Origin of the sequence: Acinetobacter genomosp. 33YU (assembly GCF_001990725.1) — a bacterium.
GTDB classification, from domain to species: domain Bacteria; phylum Pseudomonadota; class Gammaproteobacteria; order Pseudomonadales; family Moraxellaceae; genus Acinetobacter; species Acinetobacter seifertii.
This window is the reverse complement of record NZ_LFZQ01000004.1, coordinates 1-26,349: the sequence shown is the minus strand read 5'-3', so window position 1 is coordinate 26,349 and position 26,349 is coordinate 1. Positions and strand designations below refer to the sequence as shown.

At 38.7% G+C, this 26,349-nt stretch carries 24 protein-coding genes; 11 read left to right on the top strand and 13 right to left on the bottom strand.

All coding sequences use genetic code 11. The features are described from left to right. Positions 1–47: 47 nt before the first annotated feature. Genes pheS through AC056_RS02965 form a run of 3 tightly spaced genes read left to right on the top strand, consistent with a single transcriptional unit; the run spans position 48 to position 3,735 of the window. Entirely contained in the window at positions 48–1,028 is a 981-nt protein-coding gene (gene pheS / locus AC056_RS02975) for a phenylalanine--tRNA ligase subunit alpha (protein WP_002054514.1), read from the top strand. Positions 1,029–1,060: 32 nt separating this feature from the next. Further along, positions 1,061–3,442, top strand: a complete 2,382-nt coding sequence (pheT, locus tag AC056_RS02970) for a phenylalanine--tRNA ligase subunit beta (RefSeq protein WP_039251148.1) — start codon at positions 1,061–1,063, stop codon at positions 3,440–3,442. After that, positions 3,439–3,735 carry an integration host factor subunit alpha gene (locus AC056_RS02965; RefSeq protein ID WP_000126166.1) on the top strand — a complete coding sequence of 99 codons (297 nt, stop codon included), beginning with the start codon at positions 3,439–3,441 and terminating at the stop codon, positions 3,733–3,735. Before pheT ends, AC056_RS02965 begins: the two co-directional genes overlap by 4 nt. Positions 3,736–3,902: 167 nt before the next feature. Here the strand turns inward: AC056_RS02965 and AC056_RS02960 are convergent, their stop codons facing one another. Then, a complete protein-coding gene (locus AC056_RS02960; protein ID WP_004698569.1) occupies positions 3,903–4,166 on the bottom strand; it encodes a hypothetical protein in 264 nt (87 codons plus the stop codon). Between the two features lie 93 nt (positions 4,167–4,259). On the opposite strand from AC056_RS02960, the gene AC056_RS02955 reads away from it, so the two are divergent. After that, on the top strand, positions 4,260–4,394 hold the full coding sequence (locus AC056_RS02955) for a hypothetical protein (protein ID WP_077162702.1): 135 nt from the start codon (positions 4,260–4,262) through the stop codon (positions 4,392–4,394). A gap of 186 nt (positions 4,395–4,580) precedes the next feature. Here AC056_RS02955 and rho read toward each other — a convergent pair whose 3' ends face one another. Next, positions 4,581–5,849: a transcription termination factor Rho gene (rho, locus tag AC056_RS02950; RefSeq protein WP_001054522.1), complete on the bottom strand. Its 1,269-nt coding sequence runs from the start codon at positions 5,847–5,849 to the stop codon at positions 4,581–4,583. A gap of 320 nt (positions 5,850–6,169) precedes the next feature. Further along, positions 6,170–6,496, bottom strand: coding sequence for a thioredoxin (gene trxA / locus AC056_RS02945; protein WP_002054512.1), 327 nt, complete (start codon positions 6,494–6,496; stop codon positions 6,170–6,172). Between the two features lie 279 nt (positions 6,497–6,775). Between trxA and ppx the strand changes: the two genes are divergently transcribed. The 5 genes from ppx to AC056_RS02920 are packed head-to-tail and all read left to right on the top strand — an operon-like array spanning position 6,776 to position 11,875. After that, positions 6,776–8,296: an exopolyphosphatase gene (gene ppx, locus AC056_RS02940; protein ID WP_004698565.1), complete on the top strand. Its 1,521-nt coding sequence runs from the start codon at positions 6,776–6,778 to the stop codon at positions 8,294–8,296. Between the two features lie 18 nt (positions 8,297–8,314). Next, the gene (locus AC056_RS02935) at positions 8,315–9,136 is read left to right on the top strand and encodes an acetyl-CoA carboxylase carboxyltransferase subunit alpha (protein ID WP_004698563.1); all 822 of its coding nucleotides are present in this window, start codon (positions 8,315–8,317) and stop codon (positions 9,134–9,136) included. After that, on the top strand, positions 9,073–10,473 hold the full coding sequence (gene tilS / locus AC056_RS02930) for a tRNA lysidine(34) synthetase TilS (protein ID WP_077162701.1): 1,401 nt from the start codon (positions 9,073–9,075) through the stop codon (positions 10,471–10,473). Before AC056_RS02935 ends, tilS begins: the two co-directional genes overlap by 64 nt. Further along, a complete protein-coding gene (gene proC / locus AC056_RS02925; protein WP_077162700.1) occupies positions 10,448–11,284 on the top strand; it encodes a pyrroline-5-carboxylate reductase in 837 nt (278 codons plus the stop codon). The genes tilS and proC overlap by 26 nt, the downstream gene beginning before the upstream one ends. A 21-nt stretch (positions 11,285–11,305) precedes the next feature. After that, a complete protein-coding gene (locus AC056_RS02920; RefSeq protein ID WP_002054582.1) occupies positions 11,306–11,875 on the top strand; it encodes a YggT family protein in 570 nt (189 codons plus the stop codon). Positions 11,876–11,927: 52 nt separating this feature from the next. Here AC056_RS02920 and polA read toward each other — a convergent pair whose 3' ends face one another. Further along, positions 11,928–14,699, bottom strand: coding sequence for a DNA polymerase I (polA, locus tag AC056_RS02915; RefSeq protein ID WP_077162699.1), 2,772 nt, complete (start codon positions 14,697–14,699; stop codon positions 11,928–11,930). A 154-nt stretch (positions 14,700–14,853) separates the two neighbouring features. On the opposite strand from polA, the gene AC056_RS02910 reads away from it, so the two are divergent. Continuing rightward, entirely contained in the window at positions 14,854–17,667 is a 2,814-nt protein-coding gene (locus tag AC056_RS02910; protein WP_077162698.1) for a DUF2339 domain-containing protein, read from the top strand. Here the strand turns inward: AC056_RS02910 and AC056_RS02905 are convergent. Both AC056_RS02905 and AC056_RS02900 read right to left on the bottom strand, forming a co-directional pair. Then, positions 17,657–18,574 carry a mechanosensitive ion channel family protein gene (locus AC056_RS02905; protein WP_039251156.1) on the bottom strand — a complete coding sequence of 306 codons (918 nt, stop codon included), beginning with the start codon at positions 18,572–18,574 and terminating at the stop codon, positions 17,657–17,659. The two genes, AC056_RS02910 and AC056_RS02905, sit on opposite strands and share 11 nt — an antisense overlap. Before the next feature lie 9 nt (positions 18,575–18,583). Next, on the bottom strand, positions 18,584–19,405 hold the full coding sequence (locus AC056_RS02900; RefSeq protein WP_077162697.1) for a hypothetical protein: 822 nt from the start codon (positions 19,403–19,405) through the stop codon (positions 18,584–18,586). 96 nt (positions 19,406–19,501) lie between these two features. Between AC056_RS02900 and gspE the strand changes: the two genes are divergently transcribed. Next, on the top strand, positions 19,502–20,992 hold the full coding sequence (gene gspE, locus AC056_RS02895) for a type II secretion system ATPase GspE (protein ID WP_077162696.1): 1,491 nt from the start codon (positions 19,502–19,504) through the stop codon (positions 20,990–20,992). Between the two features lie 56 nt (positions 20,993–21,048). Here the strand turns inward: gspE and AC056_RS02890 are convergent, their stop codons facing one another. From AC056_RS02890 to AC056_RS02860, 7 genes are all read right to left on the bottom strand, one after another. Then, positions 21,049–21,480: an organic hydroperoxide resistance protein gene (locus AC056_RS02890; protein WP_004698547.1), complete on the bottom strand. Its 432-nt coding sequence runs from the start codon at positions 21,478–21,480 to the stop codon at positions 21,049–21,051. Between the two features lie 87 nt (positions 21,481–21,567). Next, a complete protein-coding gene (locus AC056_RS02885; protein ID WP_019456657.1) occupies positions 21,568–22,005 on the bottom strand; it encodes a MarR family winged helix-turn-helix transcriptional regulator in 438 nt (145 codons plus the stop codon). Positions 22,006–22,164: 159 nt separating this feature from the next. Next, entirely contained in the window at positions 22,165–22,542 is a 378-nt protein-coding gene (locus AC056_RS02880) for a DUF4951 domain-containing protein (protein ID WP_004698537.1), read from the bottom strand. Positions 22,543–22,556: 14 nt separating this feature from the next. Continuing rightward, the gene (locus tag AC056_RS02875; RefSeq protein ID WP_004698535.1) at positions 22,557–23,381 is read right to left on the bottom strand and encodes a carbon-nitrogen hydrolase family protein; all 825 of its coding nucleotides are present in this window, start codon (positions 23,379–23,381) and stop codon (positions 22,557–22,559) included. A 26-nt stretch (positions 23,382–23,407) separates the two neighbouring features. After that, the gene (gene gigB / locus AC056_RS02870; protein ID WP_000103065.1) at positions 23,408–23,929 is read right to left on the bottom strand and encodes an anti-anti-sigma factor GigB; all 522 of its coding nucleotides are present in this window, start codon (positions 23,927–23,929) and stop codon (positions 23,408–23,410) included. Between the two features lie 102 nt (positions 23,930–24,031). Continuing rightward, positions 24,032–25,000, bottom strand: coding sequence for an RsbU family protein phosphatase GigA (gigA, locus tag AC056_RS02865; protein ID WP_077162695.1), 969 nt, complete (start codon positions 24,998–25,000; stop codon positions 24,032–24,034). Positions 25,001–25,115: 115 nt separating this feature from the next. After that, positions 25,116–26,015: a VacJ family lipoprotein gene (locus AC056_RS02860; RefSeq protein WP_223850120.1), complete on the bottom strand. Its 900-nt coding sequence runs from the start codon at positions 26,013–26,015 to the stop codon at positions 25,116–25,118. Positions 26,016–26,349: the final 334 nt, after the last annotated feature.

The window sequence follows — 26,349 nt, the reverse complement described above, 5'->3', positions numbered from 1 at the left end:
ATGCAGTGTTTTATTATATTTTTAAATTTGTTGCTTTGAGAGTTAATATGTCACTGGAAGCCCTGACCACAGAAGCGCTTGCTGCCATTGCAGCAGCTCAAGACCTTGTTGCACTTGATCAGGTGCGTGTGCAATTTACAGGGAAAAAAAGCCAGCTTGCAGAACAATCGAAAGCATTAGGGAAAATGGACCCTGAAGAACGCAAAGTACAAGGTGCTGCGATTCATGCTGTTCGAGAAACAATTAATAGCGCTTTAACTGAGCGTCAAACGGCATTACAACAAGCTGCGCTAGCGCAAAAACTAGCAAATGAGACCATTGATATTACTTTACCAGGTCGTGGACAGCGCATTGGTACAGTTCATCCTGTTACTCAAGTACAAGAACGTATTTGCCAGTTCTTTACTAAAGCTGGTTTTACAGTTGCAACAGGACCGGAAGTTGAAGATGACTATCATAACTTTGAAGCATTAAATATTCCTGGGCACCATCCTGCACGTGCCATGCACGATACTTTCTATTTCGATGCAAACCATTTGTTGCGTACGCATACTTCTGGTGTGCAAATTCGTACCATGGAAACAAGCCAGCCGCCAATTCGTATTGTATGTCCGGGCCGTGTATATCGCTGTGACTCAGACCAAACGCATTCGCCAATGTTCCATCAAATCGAAGGCTTGTACGTTGCTGAGAACACCAGCTTTGCTGAATTAAAAGGTTTATTAATTAACCTACTGAATGAATTTTTTGAGAAAGATTTAAAAGTACGTTTCCGCCCATCATATTTCCCATTTACAGAGCCTAGTGCAGAAGTGGATATCATGGATGAGCGTGGACGTTGGTTAGAAGTATTAGGCTGTGGCATGGTACATCCAAATGTATTGCGTGCTGCGGGTATTGATCCTGATAAATACAAAGGCTTTGCTTTTGGTTTAGGGGTAGAGCGTTTTGCAATGTTGCGTTATGGCATCAATGACTTACGTATGTTCTATCAAAATGATGTGCGTTTCTTACGCCAATTTGCCTAACATTTTTTCAGGATTAAATAAGGTTTATAAAGATGAAGATTAGCGAAAATTGGTTACGCACATGGATTAACCCAGCCATTGATAGTGATACATTATCTGATCAGTTGACTATGCTTGGTCTTGAGGTAGATGAACTAGCGCCTGTTGCTAAGCCATTTACTGGGGTTGTGGTTGGTGAAGTTCTAACAGTTGAACAACATCCAGATGCAGACCGTCTACGAGTCACAACAGTGAATATTGGTTCAGGTGAACCGCTGCAAATTGTATGTGGTGCTCCTAACGTTCGTGTTGGAATGAAAGCACCTGTAGCAACTATTGGTGCAGTATTACCAGGTGATTTTAAAATCAAAAAAGGTAAGCTTCGTGGCGTTGAGTCACAAGGTATGCTGTGCGGTGCTTCTGAAATTGACCTTGAAGATAAAATCGATGGTTTACTTGAATTACCTGCCGATGCTCCAGTAGGGGTAAACATTCGTGAATATTTGAAACTTGATGATAACGTCATCGATATCAGTATTACACCAAACCGTGGTGACTGTTTCAGTATCCGTGGTATCGCACGTGAGATTGCGGTAATTAACCAACTGCAAATGAATGAGCCTGAAATCAAATCAGTTGATGCGACAATCACTGATGAGAAAAAAGTAGTGATTAGCACGGATGGTGCTCCACGCTACTTAGGACGTGTAGTTAAAAACGTGAATGTAAAAGCTGCGACTCCAGAGTGGATGGAACAAGCTTTAGCACGTTCAGGAATTCGTACTCACAGTATTTTGGTTGATGTAACGAACTACGTCCTTATGGAATTGGGTCAGCCAATGCATGCTTTCGATTTATCTAAAATCGAAGGAACTGTGCACGTTCGCCATGCTAAGCCACAAGAAAAGTTACAACTTTTGAATGATCAAGAAGTTGAGTTGCAAGAAGATATAATGGTGATTGCAGATGACCAGAAAGCATTAGCAATCGCTGGTATTATGGGCGGTCTAGCATCAAGTGTAACTGATGATACAGCTGATATCTTCTTGGAGAGCGCATTCTTCGCTCCACTTGCGATTGCTGGGCGTGCTCGCCGTTTTGGTTTACATACAGATTCTTCGCAACGTTATGAACGCGGTGTAGATTTTGAATTGCCATTAATTGCGATGAATCGTGCTTCTCAGCTCATTAAAGAATTAGCGGGTGGTGAGTTTGGTCCTATCACTGTAGCTGAAAAAACGGATTTACTTCCAAAACGTGAAGCGATCGAACTTAAGCAAGCTCAAGTAGACCAATTATTGGGATATCAAGTTGCTGCTGAGTTCATCACAGATGCTTTAACTCGACTAGGTTGTAAAGTAACTGTTAAAGCTGAAGGTGAGTGGAGCGTTATTCCTCCATCACATCGTTACGATATGGCAATTTATCAAGATTTGATTGAGGAAGTTGCACGTATTGATGGTTATGACAATATCCAGATTAGTCTACCAAGCATGGATGTTCAGCTTGCTAAGTACCAAGATCGTTTTGAAATTGCACAGTTACGCCAAACAGTAGTTACTTTGGGCTACCAAGAAGCAATTAGTTTTAGCTTTGCTGATGCAAAACTTGAAAAGCAATTGAACCCACAAGTAAATCCATTAATGCTTACAAATCCAATCTCAAGTGATTTGGCAGTAATGCGTAGCACTTTGCTTTCTAGCTTAATTCCTTGTGTACAATATAATTTAAACCGTCAGCAAAGCCGTGTGCGTTTCTTTGAGTTGGGCTTACGTTTTGATTATCAAAATGCTACGACTATTCAAGACTTAAAGCAAATCCCGACATTAGCTTTAATTGCTGTAGGTTCTCGTGAACCAGAATCATGGCATGCTAAGCTACAGCCAATGGATTTCTTCGACTTCAAAGGTGAAGTAGAAGAAGTTTTAGCTGCTGGACGTGTCAAAGTTGAATATGTACGCTCAGAGCGTGCTTGGTTACATCCGGGACAATCAGCTGAAATTTTAGTTGATGGTAAATCAATTGGTTACCTAGGCCGTTTGCACCCATCTTTAGAAAATGAGCTCGATTTGAGCACAACTTGGGTTGCTGAGCTTGATCAGGCAGCAGTTTTGCAATCTTATGTATCTAATTTTACAGAATTATCACGTTTTCCTTCGGTTAGACGTGATATTGCGCTTTTAATCTCTGATAATATAAATGTTAGAGATATTCAGCAGTTAATCGAAAAAACTGGTGGAGAGCTTTTAGACTCTACTTGGTTATTCGATGTGTATACGGGGCAGGGTGTCGAAGAAGGTAAACGTTCATTAGCGTTTGCACTACTATGGCAACATCCTTCACGTACGCTTGAAGATGCTGAAATTAAATCTGGTATGGACAATATAATCCAAGTGTTGGAAAACACTTATCAAGCGACATTGAGGGCCTCATGACAGCACTAACTAAAGCAGACATGGCTGATCATTTAAGTGAGTTAACCAGCTTAAATCGCCGTGAAGCAAAACAAATGGTCGAGTTGTTCTTTGACGAAATTAGCCAAGCGCTGATTGCGGGTGAGCAGGTTAAGCTTTCTGGTTTTGGTAATTTCGAACTTAGAGATAAACGCGAACGTCCAGGACGCAATCCTAAAACAGGCGAAGAAATTCCAATTTCTGCTCGCCGAGTAGTGACCTTTAGAGCAGGTCAGAAATTTAGACAACGTGTTGGAAATGAGCAGATCGATTGATCTGCTTTTTTTTATTTATAATTTTTAATGGTTTGGAATAAAGTATATTTTATAGGTGATAAATATTATTTAAATAATATATAACGTAGCTATTGTTTAAATTATAAAATTTAAGCATAAAAAAAGAGGACATAAAGTCCTCTTTTTTATCTAATCTAGAGTATAGATTAGTGTGCAGCAGAAGCAGCAGCGTCAGTAGCAGCAGCAGCAGCGTCAGAAGCAGAAGCAGCAGCGTCAGAAGCAGCAGCAGTTTCAGAAGCAGCAGCGTCAACAGCAACAGCAGCTTCAGAAGCAGCAGCAGTAGCTTCAGAAGCAGCAGCTACAGCTTCAGATGCAGCAGCAGCAGCTGGAGCTTCTTCTTTCTTAGAACAACCAACGAAAGCTAAAGTAGCGGCAACAGCAGCAGCAACAGCGAATTTTTTGAATAACATGGCATCACTCTCACAAAAAAAATTTGAGATTAAAAAAACCTAAGTTAGGCTGTTTTGCTTTTATTATTCCTAAACGTAGCTAGGTAACAACGCATGGAGCAGTCTAACTGGTCTGCCGCTATGCTATCACTGCGAATGTTGAAATACTACTGTCACCTGTCAAAAAAGCGTAGAAAAAACGAAAAAACAGGCTGTTTTTTAACAGAAAAAAACAATCAATTAGATTAAACATATTGGAAAAGGTATAAGTAAGCTACTAAAAAACCTAATTTTTTTATACTAAAAATATTTGTTTTCAAAAACTTAAATATATTCTTACATAGAAAACAACAAAATGTATTTTTGTGTAAAGCTTGTCAACCAAATAAAAAAGCTACTCAATAGAGTAGCTTTTCTCAATGATAGTAAAATTGATTAAGTTGAAGCTTTACGTTTCATTTGATCAAAGAAATCATCATTTGTTTTAGTTTCTTTCATACGATCAAGTAAGAATTCCATAGCAGCCAACTCATCCATAGGGTGAAGAAGTTTGCGGAGAATCCAGACTTTACGTAATTTATCTTCATCCATTAAACGTTCTTCGCGACGTGTGCCAGACTTTTTGATATTCATGGCAGGGAAGACACGTTTTTCAGCAATACGGCGATCAAGTGTAATTTCTTGGTTACCAGTACCTTTGAATTCTTCGTAAATTACATCGTCCATTTTACTGCCAGTTTCAATAAGCGCAGTAGAAATGATCGTTAAAGAACCACCTTCTTCGATGTTACGGGCAGCACCAAAGAAACGTTTAGGACGTTCTAATGCGTGAGCATCTACACCACCTGTTAGTACCTTGCCAGATGAAGGAATTACAGTGTTGTATGCACGAGCTAAACGTGTAATAGAGTCAAGCAAAATCACAACATCTTTTTTATGTTCAACAAGACGTTTTGCTTTTTCAATCACCATTTCTGCAACTTGTACGTGACGGGCAGGTGCTTCATCAAATGTTGAGGCAACAACTTCACCGCGTACAGTACGCTCCATTTCAGTTACTTCTTCTGGACGCTCATCAATAAGTAGAACAATAAGGAATACTTCCGGATTGTTTCTAACAATAGATTGCGCAATGTTTTGAAGTAACATTGTTTTACCCGCTTTTGGCGGTGCAACAATAATTGAACGTTGACCTTTACCAATTGGGGCAACTAAGTCGACAACACGAGCAGTTAAGTCTTCAGTCGTACCATTACCTAGTTCCATAACCAATTGTTCGGTTGGGAAAAGAGGAGTTAAGTTTTCAAATAAAATTTTATTTCGAGAATTTTCTGGCGTGTCATAGTTAATTTGATTAACTTTGAGCAACGCAAAATAACGCTCACCTTCTTTTGGAGGGCGAATAGTACCTGTGATGGTATCACCTGTACGCAAGTTAAAGCGTCGGATTTGTGAAGGACTCACATAAATATCATCCGGACCTGCTAAATACGAACCTGCGGCAGAGCGCAAAAAACCAAAACCATCAGAGAGAATTTCAAGAACGCCGTCACCAAAAATTTCTTCGCCATTCATTGCATGGCGTTTCAAGATGGCAAAGATAATATCTTGCTTTCGGTTACGAGCCATACCTTCAAGGCCCATAAATTCAGCAATTTTAATTAGTTCGCCGATTGGTTTTTTCTTGAGTTCAGTTAAATTCATAAGGGTCAGAATTAGGAAAGAGTAGAGTGTGGTTTAAAAGAAGAAAAATCGCTCGCATACAAAAAAGAGTATCGCAATTGTATTTACACAATAACAATTCAGAAGTCTGATTAACTGTTTCGAAGAGAAATGTGAAAAAACAATTTCTGTTGCCGAGTGGCGATCTTTATGTTTGTGTCTTGTAAGAAGCCGGACAGAAGACGATTCCCTTCAGTGCCTCTTGAGCATGCAATATAAGTGAGATCAGCTAATTTGTCAATTTATAGCCGAAAAAAATACGCTATATAGGTATAGCGTATTTTCATCTATAACGTTTCGTTTTAAACGTTTTCGTCAATAAAGCTAACGAGTTTAGAACGAGGTACAGCACCGATTTGTTGAGCTACTACTTCACCATTTTTGAAAAGTAATAGAGCAGGAATATTACGGATATTGTATTTTACTGCAGTATCTTCACAAGAAGTCACGTCAACTTTAACGATTTTTACTTTACCAGCATATTCACTTGATAAATCTTCAAGAACAGGTGCAATGGCTTTACAAGGCGCACACCAACCTGCCCAGAAGTCAACAAGTACAGGTGTTTCAGCATCAAGGACATCTGCTTGGAAGTTATCATCAGTTGTATTTACAATAGTCGCAGACATGGTACGGCTCCAATTTTTAGAAAAAAGTGCTATCACTGTGTGAGGATATAATCTCTATCAGTATTACATAGCTACTTAGTTCAATGTAAGGGTTTGATGCTATTATTCAAGGCTTAACTAAATTTGTCTAATGGATGCTCACGATATTCATCATCGGCTTGTACAATCGTTTAACAAATAGAAAAATATCGATGGCTAATAAATGTTGATGAAAATGGCTTTTCAATTGCATTCTTGTGAATTACTCTAGGCGTGAATTGTTATGGGTTTAGTTCAATAATGTCTGACTTTCTGATTGATGAAGAATTACTTGCTGCCATAGATATGGGGTCGAACAGTTTTCACCTTGCGATTGCACGGGTAGATCACGGTGAAGTTAAAAAAGTGGCTTCAATGTCAGAGAAAGTACAGCTTGCAGCTGGTCTGGATGAAAATAAAAACCTAACAGAAGCAGCGCAACAACGTGGATTAGCATGTTTAGCTCGTTTCGTTGGACGTTTAAGTTCGGTTCAACCCAATCGTTTAAGAATTGTGGCAACGAACGCTTTGCGTCAAGCTAAAAATGGTCATGAATTTATTCAAAAAGCGGCCGAAATTTTACCTAAGCCTATTGAAATTATTGCGGGTCGTGAAGAAGCTCGTTTGATTTATCTTGGTGTATCTCACACGATGGCTAATGGCGGACGTCGTTTAGTTGTAGATATTGGTGGGGGATCTACCGAGTTTATTATTGGCGAAGAGTTTGAGCCAATTTATACCGAATCATTACAAATGGGATGTGTGGCGTATACAAAAGCTTATTTCGCTGATGGCGAAATCACACAAAAAGCATTTGATAAAGCTGTAGTTGCTGCCCGCAAAGAACTTTCAGCAATCGCAACGACTTATAAGATGGAAGGTTGGGATACTGTTGTTGGCTCAAGTGGAACGATTAAAGCTTGCCGTCAAATTATGGTGAATATGGGGTTAAGTGACGAGCAAGAAAATGTCACTCGAGAAGGCCTATATAAACTTAAAGATAAACTACTTAAGTTCAAAAATATTTCTGAAATTGATTTTGAAGGTTTACGAGAAGATCGACGAGCAGTTTTGCCAGCCGGATTGGCAATTTTGTACGCAGTTTTCGAAGTTTTAGAAATTGAACGTTTGGCATATTCTGATGGTGCATTACGTGAAGGAGTCATGTATGACCTGTTAGGTCGTTTCAAGCATGAAGATATTCGGGATCGTAGTGTACAGGCCTTGATGGGGCGCTATAACGCCGATCCTAAACAAGCAGAACGTGTCGTAAATACAGCCCAACATTTATTTGATGGTGTTGCAAAATCACTTAATTTAACCAGTGAAGACAGTGACTTACTACGTAGAGCAGCCTATTTGCATGAAATTGGTTTAGCAATTAGTCACGGTGGATATCATCGTCATGGTGCTTATTTATTACAGCATTCTGATATTCCTGGTTTCTCACAAATTGATCAAAATCATCTTTCACATTTAGTTGCTCACCATCGACGTAAATTACGTAATGATGTAAAAAATGAAGTTTTGAAGGCTGGCGGTAATAAATTACTTTACCTAAGTTTATTACTTCGCCTTGCAGTTTTACTCAATCATAGTCGCAGTGATCAGATGCTTCCTGCCATTGAATTAACCATCATAAATGATCAACAATGGCAGCTTAGTGTTTCTGGTGATGCCAAACAATGGCCATTGTTAGTTGCCGACTTGCATGATGAGCAAGAGCAGTTTAAGCATTGGGACATTGAATTGAATATTCAGTCGGAAAAATTTATCGATTAAAGGGATAATATTCGACCTATGAAAAAAGCTACTCAGTCCAAAGCGTGGACAACGGTTCAAATTGCACGTCATCCTGATCGTCCGCAATTTCTAGATTATGTCGGTGAAATCTTTACAGAGTTTGATGCCTTGCATGGTGATCGTTTGTTTGGTGACGATGGTGCGATGGTAGGTGGTCTTGCTCGTTTTGACGGTCAACCTGTGATGGTCATTGGACAACACCGTGGTCGTAGTACCCGTGAAAAATTAAAGCACAACTTTGGTATGGCGAACCCAGAAGGTTACCGTAAATCTCAGCGTTTATTAGATATGGCTGAGCGTTTTAATCTTCCAGTCTTTACATTTATTGATACTATGGGCGCTTACCCAGGTGTTGGTGCTGAAGAGCGTGGACAAGCTGAAGCAATTGCAACGAGTCTTGCTCAACTTTCAAGTTTGAAAGTTCCTGTAGTTGCAACAGTACTCGGTGAAGGCGGTTCTGGTGGTGCTTTAGGTATTGGTGTTGCTGACCGAGTAATTATGCTATCTCATAGTATTTATTCTGTTATTTCACCAGAAGGCTGTGCATCTATTTTGTGGAAGACTGCTGAAAAAGCGGCTCAAGCAAGTGAAGCTTTAGGTTTGACAGCAGATAAGCTGCAATCTTTAGGTATTGTTGAATATGTAGTAGATGAAGGCGAAGGGGCTCATTTAGACCCTGAGCGTGTTATGCAAAATCTAAAAGTAGTTTTGAAGCAAGCTTTAGATGAATTGCTACCAATGGATGCAAATGAACGATGCGAAGCACGTTATCAACGTTTAATGAAGTTTGGCAGCGAAAATTTAGGCATAGCGTCTTAAAGCAGTCTCAAGAGTTTTCAGAGAATAGCTCTTTTCTTATTGGATGTAGTGGCGGCATGGATTCAATGCTGCTGCTACATTTGATGTCTCAAATTTTCCCTCAAAAGATCCGAGTAATTCACATTGATCATCAACTGCAAGAACAAAGTGCAGAATGGTCGAAACTAGTTGCCAATCAAGCAATAAGTTTAAATATCCCTTATATTATTCAAAAAGTCCAAGTTACTGATGGTAATTTGGAAGCTCAAGCACGTCAGGCACGTTATCAAGCTTATCTACAGCATTTACAACCTAATGAAACTTTAGTGCTTGCACACCATCAACAAGATCAAGCCGAAACAGTTATATTAAGATTGTTGTCGGGAGCTGGTGTTGATGGACTTGCTGCTATGCAGTCTATTGATTATCGTGTAGATATGGCGATTTGGCGTCCTTTTTTAGATTTAACTCGTGAACAAATTGCTGCTTGGACCGCTCAACTTGAAATTGAGTATGTAAATGATCCTACAAATTATGATATTCATTATGATCGGGCATGGTCACGTGAAGAGCTTTGGCCATTCTTACAAAATCGATTTCCGAAAATGCAGCAGGCTTTAAGCCGAACCAGTTATCTCATGCAAGATGCTTCTGAAATTTTAGAAGAAGTTTTAAAAGTTGATTTAAAACATTGTGGCACGGCTGAGTGTTTAGATTTAACTAAATTACTAGAGTTGACATCTGCACGTCAGCGTCAATTACTTTCTGTTTGGATGAAAGGTGATGGACAATATCGGCCTGCATTTGAAATGGTTGAGCGGTTAAAGAGTGAAGTAATTAATTCAAAGTCTGATGCACAAGCCGCTTTGCACTGGAATCAGTTTTACTATGTTCGTTATCAAAATTACCTTTATAGATTAAGTAAGCAAGATTTTCTTGCCGAAACATTAAATCCGGTTGAAGCTGAACTCGAGCATGTATTTAAATTAGAAGAAAAATGGCAGGGGGCTTCTGGACTTTTTCATATTCTGTCTAAAGAAATTGGTTTGAGTCATTCTTTACTAAATAAAGAATTGAAAATAATTCGACGTCAAGGCGGTGAAAAAGTCCATTTATATGGTCGTGTTGGGCAATGGCCGTTAAAAAAAGCAATTCAAGAAGCACATATTTTGCCTTGGCTTCGTCATACAATTCAAATATTAGTCATAGATAATGTTATGCTTGGGGTTTTTACACCGAAAGGATTTTGGTTGGCTCAGTCTCCGTATTGTGAGCAAGGAGGATGGCAACCAGATTTAATTTCTCATTCTTGTGATCTGGTAAATGGCGAATATGGTTATGACAAGTGCAGTAAATAGTAATATCTGTTTTATTGGTGGTGGTAATATGGCCCAAGCCTTGATTGGTGGCCTGATTTCAAGAGGTTTACCGCCAACACGTATTACCGTTTCAGATCCAGTTGAACAAATCCGCCATTTATTACAAGAAAAAGAAGTTCATGTAACACAAGATAATGTGGCTGCAATTAAAAATGCTGATGTCGTTGTATTGGCAGTAAAACCACAAGTTTTGGCAACTGTTTTGCGTCCTCTAAAAGGATTTTTATCAGATAAATTGGTTATATCAATTATTGCTGGTGCTGAAATTCAAACGATATCAAACTTAATTGATAGCAACCGAATTGTTCGCGTTATGCCAAATACGCCAGCCCTCGTTCAAACTGGTGCGCATGGTATCTATGCAAATGATGTGGTGGGTTCTGCGGATCGTGAATTAACGAGTCAAATTTTAGCAGCCACAGGCTTAACAATTTGGGTAAACTCCGAAGCTCAAATTGATGCGGTAACAGCGGTTTCTGGCTCAGGTCCTGCATATTTTTTCTATCTCATGGAAAGTATGATCCGTGCTGGTAAAAATTTAGGACTTGATGAAAAAGTTGCTACTGCTTTAACTCTTCAAACGGCATTAGGTGCAGCTCAAATGGCAATTACGAGTTCAAATACTCCATCTGAACTTCGTAAGAATGTGACATCACCAAATGGTACGACACAAGCTGCACTTGAAGTTTTTGACCGTGCACAAATCTCCCAAAATATTCAATCTGCATTGGCTGCTGCACAGAAGCGTAGTCAAGAGTTGGCTCAAGAACTGAGTGACAGTGCAAAATAGCTTAAATAGGATAAGACAACTATGGGTGCAAATTCTGCGCTAATTTTTGGAATTTTAATTAATGTCGCGATTTTATTGGTCTTTTTCCGTTTTTTAATGCAATTGGCGGCAGTAAGTCCTTATAATCCTGTGGTTTTATCGACAGTAAAAGCGACGAAAATTGTTGATATTTTTGGCCGAATTTTTCCAACGGTCGCAAAAGGCCGATTCAATTTAGCCGCATTAGTTCTTTTAATTATTTTATATTTACTGAAAATTTTCGGTGTAATGTATCTTTCTGGCTCAATGCCAAATAGTCCGATTCATTTAGTGATTCTGACATTTGTGACCATGATTCAAGATTTGATTCGTTTCTGCCGTTATTTGATTTTTGCGACAATCATTTTGAGTTGGGTGGTTATGTTCACTCAATCTCGTTCACCTTATATTGAAGTGATTCAAGATTTAGCTGAACCATTACTGGCGCCATTCCGTCGTTTATTGCCTAATATGGGAATGATTGACTTATCGCCAATTTTGGCATTTTTGGCACTGTATATTGCCGAAATTTTAATGAATGAAGTTGCTAAAGTTCTCTTAACTGGTCTTTAAGCTAACTCAATAAAAAGGGCTGTATTTCACAGCCCTTTTTTATTTCTATTAATTAATGGGCATCATCCCAGTTTTGTCCTTGTCCTACTTCAACCACTAAAGGCACGGAAATTTCTACAACAGATTCCATGACTTTTGCGATTTGTTTTGAAAGTTCCTCAGCAATATTTTGATTAGCTTCAAATACTAATTCATCGTGTACTTGAAGTAGTAGTTTGGCTTGATCTTTTGGCAAGATTTTATCAACTTCAATCATTGCAAGTTTAATAATATCAGCCGCACTACCTTGTAAAGGCGCATTAATTGCAGCACGTTCAGCAGCCTTACGTACCATCACATTTCTTGCATCAATATCTGGTGTATATAGACGACGACCTAAAATGGTTTCCACAAAGCCTTGCTCTGATGCAACCTGACGTGTGCGTTGCATATATTCATAAATGCCAGGATAGCGCTGGAAATATTGCTTAATATAATTTTGCGATTCTTGACGTGTGAAGCCTAATTGACGAATTAAGCCAAACTCAGACATACCATACAGTAGACCAAAGTTAACTGCTTTCGCTTGGCGGCGTTGGTCATTAGTCACATCTTCAATTGCAATACCCAATACTTCTGCTGCCGTACGACGGTGAACGTCTTGACCATGTTGGAACGCGTGTACCAATGCTTCATCTTGAGAAAAATGAGCCATTAAACGAAGTTCAATTTGTGAGTAATCGGCAGCCAATAGAACTCGTCCTTCTGGTGCAATGAATGCCTTACGAATTTGACGGCCAATTTGTCTACGAATTGGAATATTCTGTAAGTTAGGATCAGAAGAGGAGAGACGGCCTGTCGCTGTGAGTGCTTGATGATAACTCGTATGTACGCGATGGGTATCGTTATGAGATTGCTCAACTAAACGGTCAGTATAGGTACTTTTTAGCTTTGCTAACCCACGATGTTCTAGAATAATTTCCGCTAAAGGATGTTCAATTTTTTCTAAAACACTTTCACTGGTGCTGTATTGTCCAGTTGCAGTTTTTTTACCACCTTTGATTCCTAATTTATCAAATAGGATTTCGCCTACTTGCTTAGGTGAAGCAATATTAAAAGTTTCATCTGCAATTTCCATAGCCTGATTTTCAAGGCCTTCCATGGTTTTTGCAAACTCGACACTTAATTTGTCTAAGAAAGCATGATCTAAACGAATACCATCTTCTTCCATGCCTGACAAAATTCGGGCAACTGGCATTTCAATGTTATATAAAATATTTTCTAGCTCAGGATGTGCTTTAAGTTTATTTGAAAGGACTTCATATAAACGATAGGTCACATGTGCATCTTCGGCTGCATAATGAGCAGCAACTTCAATCTCAATTTGATTAAAAGTCTTCTGTTTAGCACCTTTACCAGCAATTTGTTCAAAAGTCGTGGTTAAGTGACTTAAGTAGACACGAGCAACATCATCCATACCATGACGAGTAGCAGCTGCATTTAGTACATACGATGCCAGCATGCTATCGAAATACCAGCCTTTAAGCTCTATACCGTGGTTTGCAAAAATATGGGCGTCATATTTAAGGTGATGACCGATTTTTTTAACTGCTTCATTTTCTAGCACAGGCTTAATTTGAGCTAGAATTTGTTCACGGTTCAGTTGTTGTGGTGCATTTTCATAGTTATGCGCTAAAGGCACATAGTAGGCATCTTGTGCATCAAAGGCGATTGAAAAACCGACCATTTCTGCAATACGGTAATCAAGACTTGTGGTCTCTGTATCAATAGCAAAATGATCAGCATTTTGCATGCGTTGCCAGAGTTGATCCCAAGCTTCTTGAGTTAAAACAGTATGATAATTTGCAGTTCCAAGCTGGTCATCTTGACTAGTTAAGCTGGCTTGATCTTCGGTTTCTATCGTTTCAGCAGGTTTAACTTCATTTTGAACAATAGTCTGTGAAGCTTGCTGTTTGTAGCTTGAACTATTTGGGTTGTTTGGATGATCAAGCGATTGTAATTGGTTTCTAAACTCAAGCTCAGTGTATAGATTACGCAAAGCCTCTACGTTTGGATCAGTAAGCTTTAATTCATGCCAGTCGAGTTCTAAAGGAAGATCACAGACAATGCTAGCTAACTGGTGATCAAGCTTAATATTATCTAAATTATCTTTAATATTTTGGCTAATCTTGCCTTTAAGTTGATCAGCATTGGCAATGATATTGTCCAATGTGCCGTATTCAGTCAGTAACTTGGCTGCTGTTTTTGCGCCCACGCCAGGCACGCCCATAATACCGTCAGATGCATCGCCCATTAGCGTTAAATAGTCGATAATCTGATTTGGCCAAACGCCAAACTTCTCAAATACGCCGTCGCTGTCCATTACACGGTCTTTAAAGCTATCTTCTAATTTTACATGGTCATTGACGAGCTGAGCCATGTCTTTATCTCCAGTTGAGATAAGGACATGATGGCCCTCGAGTACGGCACGTTTAGCAAGTGTACCGATAATGTCATCTGCTTCAGCACCCGGAAGACTATATAAAGGAATCCCTTGAGCTTTAATCAATGCATGCAAATATGGAATTTGTTGAGATAGCTCTTCAGGCATGGTTGGGCGATCACCTTTATAAATAGGTGAAAGCTTATGACGGAAAGTTGGCTCAGGCGTATCAAAAATGACAGCCATATGTGTTGGCTGCATACGGCGCATTAATTTTTGAATGGCAGAAATTGCCCCACGTATTGCATTGGTATGTAACCCTGTAGAGGTCGTCAATGGTGGTAATGCATGATATGCACGAAATAAAAAATAGGACCCATCAACCAAGACAAATGGTGGCATTGAACAATTCCTTAATTTGAATTAGGGGTATTTTACGTGAAAATGGCTATGAATGCAGGATTATGATTTTTGCAGTATTTTGTATGAATAAATATACGCTTGTATTGGCTTGAAGTAATATGACATGTAATGAAGCTGTTATATTGCTAAGCCCATGTATAAAAAAGACAAACAGGGAATGATCGTCGTTTTGATCGCTTTGACTTTGTTTTTAGCCATTTCAATTGGTTTTAAATTTCAAAGCGCCGTTGTTGCTTTATCTATTGCGCTCACTGTCATATTAGTTCAATTTTTATCAAATTTGCATCAGCGTTTAATTCATTTAGAACAACAGTTTTCTCAGCAGAAAACGCCACTTTATTCTATACACATACAAAGAACAGTAATTTATGCAGCCGCCTTGGTTGCATTAGTTGCTTATATTAATCATTGGATGTGGATTGCTGGTGGGGCATTACTGGTTTTATTATTATGTTTGATTCAAATCATTAGTGCATTTCATACTCGTCTATTGTTCCTTGAGTCAGCAAAACAAACTGTTCGTGTAAACGATACTCTACAAACAGAAGCTATAACTCCAGCGATAGAGCAAGTTGATCCAAAAAATATCGTTGAGCCAGTCAAGCCAGCTCTACCTGAAACAATAGCTTTAAATCAAGAACAACAAATAGCTCATGTACAAAGCGCATGGTGGCAACCAGCAGTCGATTGGATGGTTCATGGTAATCCAATCTTAAGAGTTGCTGTTGCTGTGCTGATGGTTGGAGTAGTGTTGTTATTACGTTTTGCAAGTGAGCACTGGCAGTTAAGCTTAGGTGTAAAACTTGGTTTTATTGCAATTGCTGGAGCTGTGTTAACAGCATTTGGGTATACCTTGCAAAAGAAAAATCAACTTTTTGCTGTGGCATTGCAGGGTGTAGGACTTGCAGTTGTATTTTTGACGCTGGTGTTCTCACATCATTTTGGTGTGATTGCTAATCTCACTACAGCGAGTATTTTATTTGCTATTTTATTAGCAATTACAGTATTCCTGAGCTTAAAACAACAAGCAATTTATTTGGCAATATTAGCACTCGGTATGGCTTATGCGGCACCTTTAGTTATTCCGCAATATCGCCCAGATGTGATTTGCCTATTTAGTTATTACTTCGTCATTAATCTTGCAGTGGCTGCTGTTAATTTTATTCAGCCTTGGAAAATCCTAAATCAGATTGCTTTCTTTGCCACAATGTTTATTGGTGGTAGTGCAATCGCATTTTATGCAGAACCCGCAAAGTTTGACACATTAGACTGGATCTTATGGTGTCATATTGCTTTGTTTATTTGGTTAAGTGTTCGTTATAGCCAAAATATATCGCGGGTTTCAGAACATGATAAACAAGTAGGTATTCGTTTACCTCCACTGTTAGATGTTGGTCTTATTTTTAGTGTTCCTGTATTAGGCTTTACGCTTCATGCCTATTTAGTTCATGAGTCGACCCAAGCTTTGACGATTGGTGCTGCTGTATTAGCGGGTACTTATGCGGTATTAACTTATTGGATTAAAAAATCCCATCCAGAACTTTCAGTTCTTGCCAAAAGCTTTTTCATTCTTTCCGTTGCTTTTTTTGCCTTAATTTTTCCACTCGCGAAAGGGGCACATTGGACTGCTATTGGTTGGGTTGCTCAAGGTACGGCCCTCATTGTATGGGGAGTAACTGAACGCTACCGTTTAAGCCGATATATTGGGGTGATTTTAGTTTTACTTAGCTCACTTGCACTGTTTTATCAGGTTTGGGCAAATGAAGAGTTTCCAACGCTAAGCACTAGCATTTATGCAATTGCTCAATTCATTTCGGCCTTTTATTTACTGCAATACAACAGTAAAGAACAACGCTATTTCAGTGCAAGCATGTTTAGCGGCATTTTCTTATGTCTAGGTATGTATGCGGGTGCTGTAGCAGGTGTAGAAATAATGGCATGGCATCATCATGCCTTAAGCCCATATTTGATGTTTGCCATAGCCCTAATCGCAATATTTAGTGCAGTTATTCATTATAAGCTTCGCGTCCAATGGGAAAGTTTACAGTTACTTTTAATTAGTCTGTTACTGTTACTAATTTTGGGTGAAGCCTTTACAAGTCAAGTTTTTACGTTGTTTAAATGGGTAGATTCATTACAGCAAATTACTTTCCTTGTTAGTACTATTCTTCTTAGTGGTTTATTTATTATCGCTCAACCGCAGTCGGGGGAATCTAGCTACTTAAAAGTCTGGGCTGGTTTAAGCTGGTTAGTATTAGCGATAGTGGGTGTGGCTATTTTTCCGCAAATGCCAATTGTGGCTTTGGCTTTTGTTCCAGGGGGGTATTCACTTTGGGCATATAAAGCTCATAAAGCGACGTTGTTGCATCAAATTCCGGTGTGGTGTTTGAGCTTATTGTGGTTGCTTGCGGTGAGTGTTGATATTCATTCTGCCGAGTACCTATATTTTGTTCCTTTATTTAACTTAACTGACTTACTTTCAATTACGGGATTTGCAGGCCTACTCTTTATTATTTATCAACATGATTTTGATCAAGATAAGTCACTGGAGTGGACTTTTAAAATTACAACAATTTTAGTGGGACTGTTAGTGTTCAGTAGTGTGGTCGTTCGGGGCTTGCACCACTACTGGGCTACACCACTATGGAGCGTGGCAATTTGGACAAATGGAATAGTCCAATTAAGCCTGACACTACTTTGGGTTATTTTGGCATTTGTATTGACCACATACTCTAGTCGGAAAATGATTCGTCAACTCTGGTTTGTAGGTGCAGCACTTTTAGGGATTGTTGTATTAAAGTTGATTTTGCTTGATCTATCGCAAAGTGCAACATTAACTCGAGTTATTTCATTTATTGGAGCAGGTGGGGTAATGTTGATAATTGCTTATCTTGCACCATTACCACCATCATCCTCTGTGCAGAAGAATCAAGAGCCTAAGCTTTAGGCTCTCGTTTTAACTCTTTCTGGTTGCTGTATTGATCAATATCATCTTCAGCAAAAACAGTAGATGGACGATCAATTAATCCCATTTTAGGAACAGGAATTTCAATTTGGTTATCTAAAAAGCCATTTCGGATACGTTCTTGCATTTCATCTCGAACTTTTAAAGAATTTTCTTGGCGGCACCACATTGCAAATAAAAGCTCAATCGATGATTCCCTAAATGCAGTTACAGTTACCGCAGGTTTTGGGTCATCTAATACGAGTGGATAATTCGCTGCCACATTTAGTAACACTTCGCGAACTTTAATAATGTCTTCGTGAAAGTTAATGGCGAGTGTAATTGGAATACGCCGTATCGGATATTTAGATAAGTTGTGTACAGGCGCACGAATAAGTTGTTCATTCGGCAAACGAATATAAACATTGTCGAGCGTGAGTAGCTTAACCGAGAGTAGGTCAATTGAAATGACTTCACCTTCGATGGTATTGCCACGAATGAGGGTAATTTGAATGGTATCACCGACTTCAAATGAACCTTCCCCAATCAAAAATAGACCACTAATTAAGTTACTGGCTGATGTTTGTGAAGCAAAACCAAGTGCTACTGTTAAAATCCCTGCCGCTCCAAGGAATACACTAAGTTTAAATCCTGCCTCTTTCAAACTCGTCATAATGAAGAGTAAGAAAATAAAATAAAAAATACCACGACGCCACACTAAACGTTGATGAGCATTAAAGCGTGAGCCAATAGTTCTAATAAATGTATTTGAAATAATGCGTGCAAGAACAAAACCAATAAAGCAAAGCACAACACCGACTAAAATTTCACTAATACGTTCGGTATTAATATTGGTAAATATACTTTTGAGACTATAAGCGATTTCTTTCGGAATACTTGTATCAGCCATATAACCCCCTTAAAAGAATGAATCAAACATATTAAATAGTGCACCACCAGGTGACCGCGGGGGATGAACATAAGTCACTTCACCAGCAAGAGGTGGTGTACGGTTTTCAATACGAATACGGGCAGGACGGTCAGAGCCCTCATAATAAACTTTAATTTGAGAAGTCCATAAACGACCAGTACTTTCACTATAAAAAAGAGGTAGTGCAGTTACTGGTACATTCATACGATCAAAGCGTAATTGATGGTTACTGGTATTGTGAAAATCAATGGGTGTAACTGCACGAAACGCACGTGGTGTTAACAAGTTTAAATCAGTACGTCCATCAACAGAGGTTGCATAGCAAATTTCACCTTGCTGCGCATTAGGCCCAAACCATGTATCTTTAGGCTGAATTACAGGAATTTCAAATAAAGGCTCATGCTGACTTTCAACTAAACCAGCAATCCAGAGAGGCGTACTAATATAAAGAGTTCCTCGCTGACCTGCTGGAATATAAATCGGATCAACAGGTTTAATAACCACAGAACGATCTGCCAGACGTGGCATCAGTAAAAATTCTGAATTGGTCTTTCGAAACATATAACGTTCGACTTGAACATTATGTGGAAAAGCAAAATGTGGGTCGGCAACTGGATGCCAATCTTGCTCATTATCATCTTGAAGAGAAGGACGATAATATTCGATACGCCATTCTTTTATGCCACGCGTTAAACGAAAGAGCATTGAACCAAATTGCCATGCTTTGGATTGGTTAATTTCAAAGTGCTGTTCACCCCACCATTTTAAAGAATTTTGGGGGCGAGGCTGATATTCATTATTTTCAAACAAGACGTAAAATTCCTCTACCGAGTTGTTAAACAGACTTCACGCTGTAATCTGCTTAGAGTACACTCAAAATCATCTTACTCATCATTATAAATTGTGATGCAAATATTGAAACAAATACAAGTTCCATATAGTTTTGCCAAGCGTCATGGTGTTTTATTTCGTTATGACGGTGATCAAGTTTTTATTGTTAGACGTCAAAATACAGAAAAAATTGCATTGCAGGAAGCAAGACGAATTTTGGGGAAGCCTGCACATTATCAGTTATGTACTGAACAAGAGTTTAATAGTCTATTAAGTACGAGTTACGCAGGCGACACTGGGGAGTCGCAACAAGTTGCGGCTGGTTTAGAAGATCATCCAGATTTATTGAGTCTTGCCGATCAAGTTCCTGAAACAGAAGACTTAATGGATCAAGAAGATGACGCGCCTATTGTCCGTCTGATCAATGCATTACTTTCAGAGGCAATTCGGGTAGGGGCTTCAGATATTCATATTGAAGCTTTCGAAAAGAAATTATCTGTTCGTTTACGGGTAGATGGTCAATTGCGTGAAATTGTACAGCCACGCCGTGAACTAGCTCCATTACTTGTTTCACGTATTAAAGTTATGGCGAAACTCGATATTGCTGAAAAGCGTGTACCGCAAGATGGACGTATTTCTTTACGTCTTGCTGGCCGTGAAGTTGATGTCCGTGTTTCAACTTTGCCATCGTCACATGGTGAAAGGGTTGTTATGCGTTTACTCGATAAACAAGCGGGTCGACTCAATATGACTCACTTGGGCTTAATGTCAAATGATTATGAACGTTTAACGCAATTGGTACATCGTCCACACGGCATTATTTTAGTCACAGGGCCTACGGGTTCAGGTAAAACAACAACTTTATATGCAGCTCTATCTGATCTAAATGACAATACCCGAAATATCTTAACTGCCGAGGATCCTATCGAATATCAACTCGAAGGTATTGGTCAAACCCAAGTGAATACCAAAGTGGATATGACATTTGCTCGTGCTTTAAAAGCAATGTTACGTCAAGATCCTGATGTGGTGATGGTGGGCGAGATTCGTGACTTAGAAACTGCTGAAATTGCAGTACAAGCCTCGTTAACAGGTCATTTGGTTTTATCTACACTACATACCAACACTGCTATTGGAGCGGTTACTCGGCTTAAAGATATGGGGATTGAACCCTTCTTATTATCAAGCTCTTTAATTGGGGTGGTTGCTCAACGTTTGGTTCGTACTTTATGTCCACATTGTATGACATGGCGTGAAGCCGATACTTTTGAAAAGCAGGTTTTTCAACATATCTCGCATGAGCCAGCTTTAAAGTTACCTGAAGCCAAAGGGTGTGATCATTGCTCACATTTAGGGTTTAATGGTCGTACGGCTATTTATGAAATTGTACCTGTTGATGAACCTATGCGTCGCCTTATTCATGGCAATGCCGCTGAATATGAATTAGAAAACCATGCTCGTCAGTATTCAGGTTCAATTCGTGATGATGGCTTGCGTAAAGTGCTTTCGGGTAAAACTACACTTGAAGAAGTGCTTCGAGTAACCAATGAGGCAAGTGAAGCATAATTTGGAAGATATAAAAAATGCCCGATTTGATTCGGGCATTTTTGAAATATCAAAACTTATTCAGTCACAATATTAAAAGTCACATCAATATTATTGCGAGTCGCATTTGAATATGGACAAACAATATGAGCTGCCTCCACTAATTTTTCAGCTTCTTCACGGTCCATACCGATTAAGTAAACATTTAACGTTACTTCAATACTAAAACCTGTAGGAATTGGACCAATACCGACTTCGCCTTCAACATAAGCATCTTTGCTAATATTAAATTTATCGCGGTTTGCAACAAACTTTAAAGCACCCAAAAAGCACGCTGAGTAACCAGCTGCAAATAATTGTTCTGGGTTAGTTACAGCACCACCAGCTCCGCCCATTTCTTTAGGTACACCGAGTTGTACGTCTAATACGCCGTCTGAAGACGTTGCACGACCATCACGGCCACCAGTTGCTTTAGCTTTTGCACGATATACAACTTTTTCTAAAGACATCTTATTATTCCTAAATTAAATTGAATACAAATATATCGTACACAACTTAATTATTTTAACAAGCCAAATTTGTAAAAAAATTGATGATTATTTGGCTATATTTGTACGAAGTTGTGTTAGTTGATCTTTCAAACTAAGTAGGGTGGTCATGTCACAAGAACTTGCTTCCAAAATATGAGCTGGAATATTCACAGCTTGTTGCTTAAGTTCTTTACCTTTTTCACTTAGTGTAATAATTACTTGACGTTCATCTTCTTTTGAACGAGTGCGATTTACGAGTTGAATTGCTTCTAACTTTTTTAAAATGGGAGTTAAGGTCGATGATTCTAAAAATAGTTTGTTGCCAATCTCTGAAACGGTAATCTCATCTTTTTCCCATAGAACTAACATTACCAAATATTGAGGATAAGTAATGCCTAATGGAGTCAAAAGTTTTCTATAAAGCTGATTCAGAGCTAAATTTGTTGAATAAATGAGGAAACATAACTGATTCTCAAGCTTTAAATTTTGACAGTCTTGGTCCATATATTTCTCAGAAAACTAATAGATGCTTTTGTAGTATATCGCTTTATGTTTAATTTCTTAAATGCTCATAATTCTGAGCTATTGATAAAAATGAGATAACGCAAAAAAAAGAGTAATCGAAAAATTACCCTATGACTTGAAAATATGAATTTGGAACAGTTACCAGAGATCGGCAATTTTCTTCATTAAACGAGCACGATATTTTGCAGTTGGGTTATTTTCATTACGTTGTTGCTCTTGTTCATAGAAATCTTGCCAAGCTGTAATCATTTCTAAAGTTGTTCCTTGTTTTTTAATCATAGAAACATCAGCAGGTTGAATATTTTCTAAACGTTGTCTTGCGCCTTCAGCACCCGTTCCCCAACCAATAATCCGCTGACCAAAAGCAGGCAGAGGAATGTTTTTTGGAGTTGGTGGAAGAACATCTTGTTTCAGCTGCAAATTTGGAGAAACAAAATGATTCGTTGCACCAAACTCAGCTGCATAACAGTGAATATTTGCCCCTAAGCAAAAAATGCTAATTAAATATTTCCACATGAATAATTAAGCTTTTAATAGTGAATTAATTTACGATGCGTCATTAAAGGCATTGATGTACGGACAAGCTCTTGAGCAGTTAAATCAAAAGGTACAGTAATTAAACCATTACCTTCATGTTCAATCATACTTAAAACTTGTCCACGGCTATCAGTTGCTCCTGCATGTCCCCAAGTTTGACGTTTTTCTCCATGCCAACCTTGCTGTGCTGCCCCTAAAACATAACATTGACTATCCATCGCACGTGCTTGTAATAAAAGCTGCCAGTGCATTTGCCCTGTTGTATAGGTAAATGCTGCTGGTGCAGTCAATAGATGAGCACCTTGTTGTCTCAAGGTTAAAGCTAACTCAGGAAAACGCAAGTCATAACATACCATTAGCCCGATATTGCCAAAAGGGGTAGATGTGACTACAACGTCTGTTCCAGGTTCAAAGAAGCGAGATTCTTGATATCCACCGACAGCATCGCCAACTTGAACATCAAATAAATGTATTTTGTCGTAACGTGCTTCTGTCCTTTCTGGACTAATACATAAGCTTACTGTGCGCACACGGCCATCTTGTATGATAGAACCATCTGGACGAAATGGGCACGGTAAAGTGCCAGCAACAATCCAAATTTGATATTGATGCGCAAGTTTCTCAAGTCTTTGCTGAATTGATTCAAATTGCTCAGCTGTTTCACGCTGTTTACCAGCAGCGAAACATACAAAGTTTTCTGGAAAAACAATTAAGCTGGCATTTTGAGCTTTGCTTTGCTGAATCAATGACTCGATTATTTGAAAGTTGCTTTCAATGTCATCTTGAGAATTCATTTGAACAACTGAAACAAGAGTCATATACAAATCCAGATTAGCAATAAAATTTAGGCATTTTGCTTATCAGATACTTGTTCAAGCGTGTCTTGTTCTTTCTGCAATTGCTTAACAAGTGGCTCAAACATATTCTGATTGTTTGCATTAAGTTTCATCAATGTCTTGTGTGCATCCAGCACGGTTCTTAGCATTGCATTATGAGTAATGTGTTCATCCGTTAGCGTCAAAGTACAAACGTTAGGATCGCCACAATAATTCAAAATGACAAAAACCTGCCCTAGCCCCATGCTGTTGGCTAAGGTTGTGATATCTGGATTGGTAGATAGCATCACAGCTTGAATATGATGAGTCTGTTTCAGTTTTAAGCCTAGCTTAGCTAAGATGCCTAATACAGTACTATCAATAAATGTTGTTTGGGTTAAATCAACGATTGCACCAACAACATTCTCTTGCTGTTCAATTCTGTTTAAAAGTTTGTCTAGACTTATACAAGAATGGGCTCGCACTTCACCAATAAGTTTGAAAATATGCGTTCCATTTAAGCTTGCATATTCAACATGACCTGTTGACATATAAATGCCATTTTCAGAGAAGGATAGAAAAATTATCACATAGTGCCATCTCAGACTCAAGAGTCCTTAAGTCGTATATTTTTTAATTGATTGATTTTTAAATTAATTCATTCGACAAAGACTAAAAATCGCGATGTCATCAGCAACATGATCAGGGGCTTGGAATGATTGATTTTGCAAATGTTGGACCAATTGTTGAAACTGATCATTCAATCCGCCATCAAATGGTTCTAGTGCTCCATCTGAGCAAACAATAAAACGCGCATGACGATTTAATGTGCAAACATGTTCTTCAACTTCCAATTCATCTGTTAAACCCAAAGGGAAACTACTAGTCGTTAAAATTTTGGGGGGTTGATTAGGTTCAAAAATAATTGGAGGAGGGTAGTGACCTGCACTAGACCAGCGAAGATTATGCGTTTCAAGATTTAAAATACCGACCACGATCGTAATATGTTTTTCAATATTTTCTTGAACGAGCATTCCATTTAATTTTTTGATCAACTGTCGGGGTGTTTTTGAACGGCCATGAAAGGCGGCCATCCAAGAAGTTAATAAACTGCTTGTTACACCGTGTCCTGATACATCTGCAAGATAAAATAAAACTTCTTTATCGTTTAATTTCCAATAGTCATACCAGTCACCTGATAGATATGCGGAAGGTTGGAAAAAAGTTTCAACTTCATAATTTAATAAATCAATAGGATTCGGTAGTAAACGTTTTTGTAATTCTGCTGCCGAAGGTAAGTCGCGACTATCTTGATTGCGTTTATATTGAGCATCAATTCTTGTTAATGCTTTATTCAGATCTTGAGGTAACTGGTTCCATACCCATCCAGCAAGAGCACCTGCCTCCCATGCCTGAGCTAATGCACTACCTTCATGTTCGAAAGCAATCACAATGGTAGGTAAACGCCATTTATAAGTCAGGAAATCTTGTACATCAGCAATTGCGATAATTGTTGGATCGTATAAATCGAGATCATCTATGTGAATGACTTGTAAGTCTGGAAGTGATTCCAGAGCTTGCTCTAAGAAAGGGATAGAGCGTGTCGGTTTAATAAAATACATAGAAGATATGATTGTCCTTTTTCAAGATCATTTTATCCATCATAGAGGATGTATAATCAAAATCAAGGTATTGCCTTTCTATATAGTAGATACAATACCTTGATTTCTTCTTTAATTATTTCTTGCTTTTAGGTTGGCTATCATCTGGAGCATCTTCAGATTCGTCATCATCGATGAAAGATACGTCTGCTGAATTACCCTTTTTCTCGGCAATCTGGAACGCCTTACGTTGAAGATACAAATCGCGAATCATCGCATATTGATCGCCTTGTATCGTTTGATCCAAATCTAAATACTGGGCACGTGTATCAACAGCTTGTAAGACGTTGGTTGACCAATACAAACCATCTTGGTTATCCATAATATACTTTTGTGGACGAGCTTGAGAGTCTACAGCTAAGCCTAAACCATCACGTAAAGTACTTGGGCCAAAGAAAGGTAGCATTAGGAAGGGTCCTGAAGGAACACCATAGTAACCAAGAGTTACGCCAAAACTTTCGTCTTCAGGTGGAAGCCCTAAGCGACTAGCAGGGTCAGCTAAACCTAAAGTTGTTAAGGTGTTTACAGTAAATCGGCCTAGGGTTTTTACTGCGCGACCAGGGCGACCTTGAATGAGTTGGTTAACAGCATTCCATGGCTCACCCAGGTTTTTGCGGAACTGGCGATAAGAGCCGCGAACATCTTCTGGTGTTTTTTCGTTATATTGAACTGCAACGGGACGTAAAAAATTGCGATCTAGCATGTCATTAAAAGAATAAATCGGGCGGTTTAATGACTGTAATGGATCTTTTACTGTGTCAGGTTGAGCAGCGTTTGCATTGATTTTTAAATCTTTAGCTTTTAGACCTTTCAAGTCTTTAATAATTTGTGAGCGGGGGCGGCTCTGCTGAGCCTCTGTCGAAGCGACATCTTCCGAACTCGCGGTAGATCCTTCAGTAAGATTTTCTTGAGCGTGTGCTGATGTATAAATACCAACAGTTAATAAGCTCGATAATAGTAAATTAGAATAATTCATATAATTCCTTAACCGCTAGCCAGGCTATCTATAATATGCAGTTGGATAGAGATATATTTTAATACAGAAGCGATAACCTATTATCAATGTAAAATTGGTCAAATAATATAGAAATATGGCGAAAAAGCACAAAAAGTGACCGCTTGAATAATAGAATATGAGAAAGGTATTGCAAAGGGTTAATAATCCTCTATAATGCACATCCATCGGCGGTGATGCAGATAGAAACTTGTTGAAAAACAGTTACTTGTGATTAAGTTGGTTGCTTTAAGTGATGAATTTGATGATAAGGTGGTTTAGAAAATAAGTTTTAAAAAATATCGAAATTACCTGT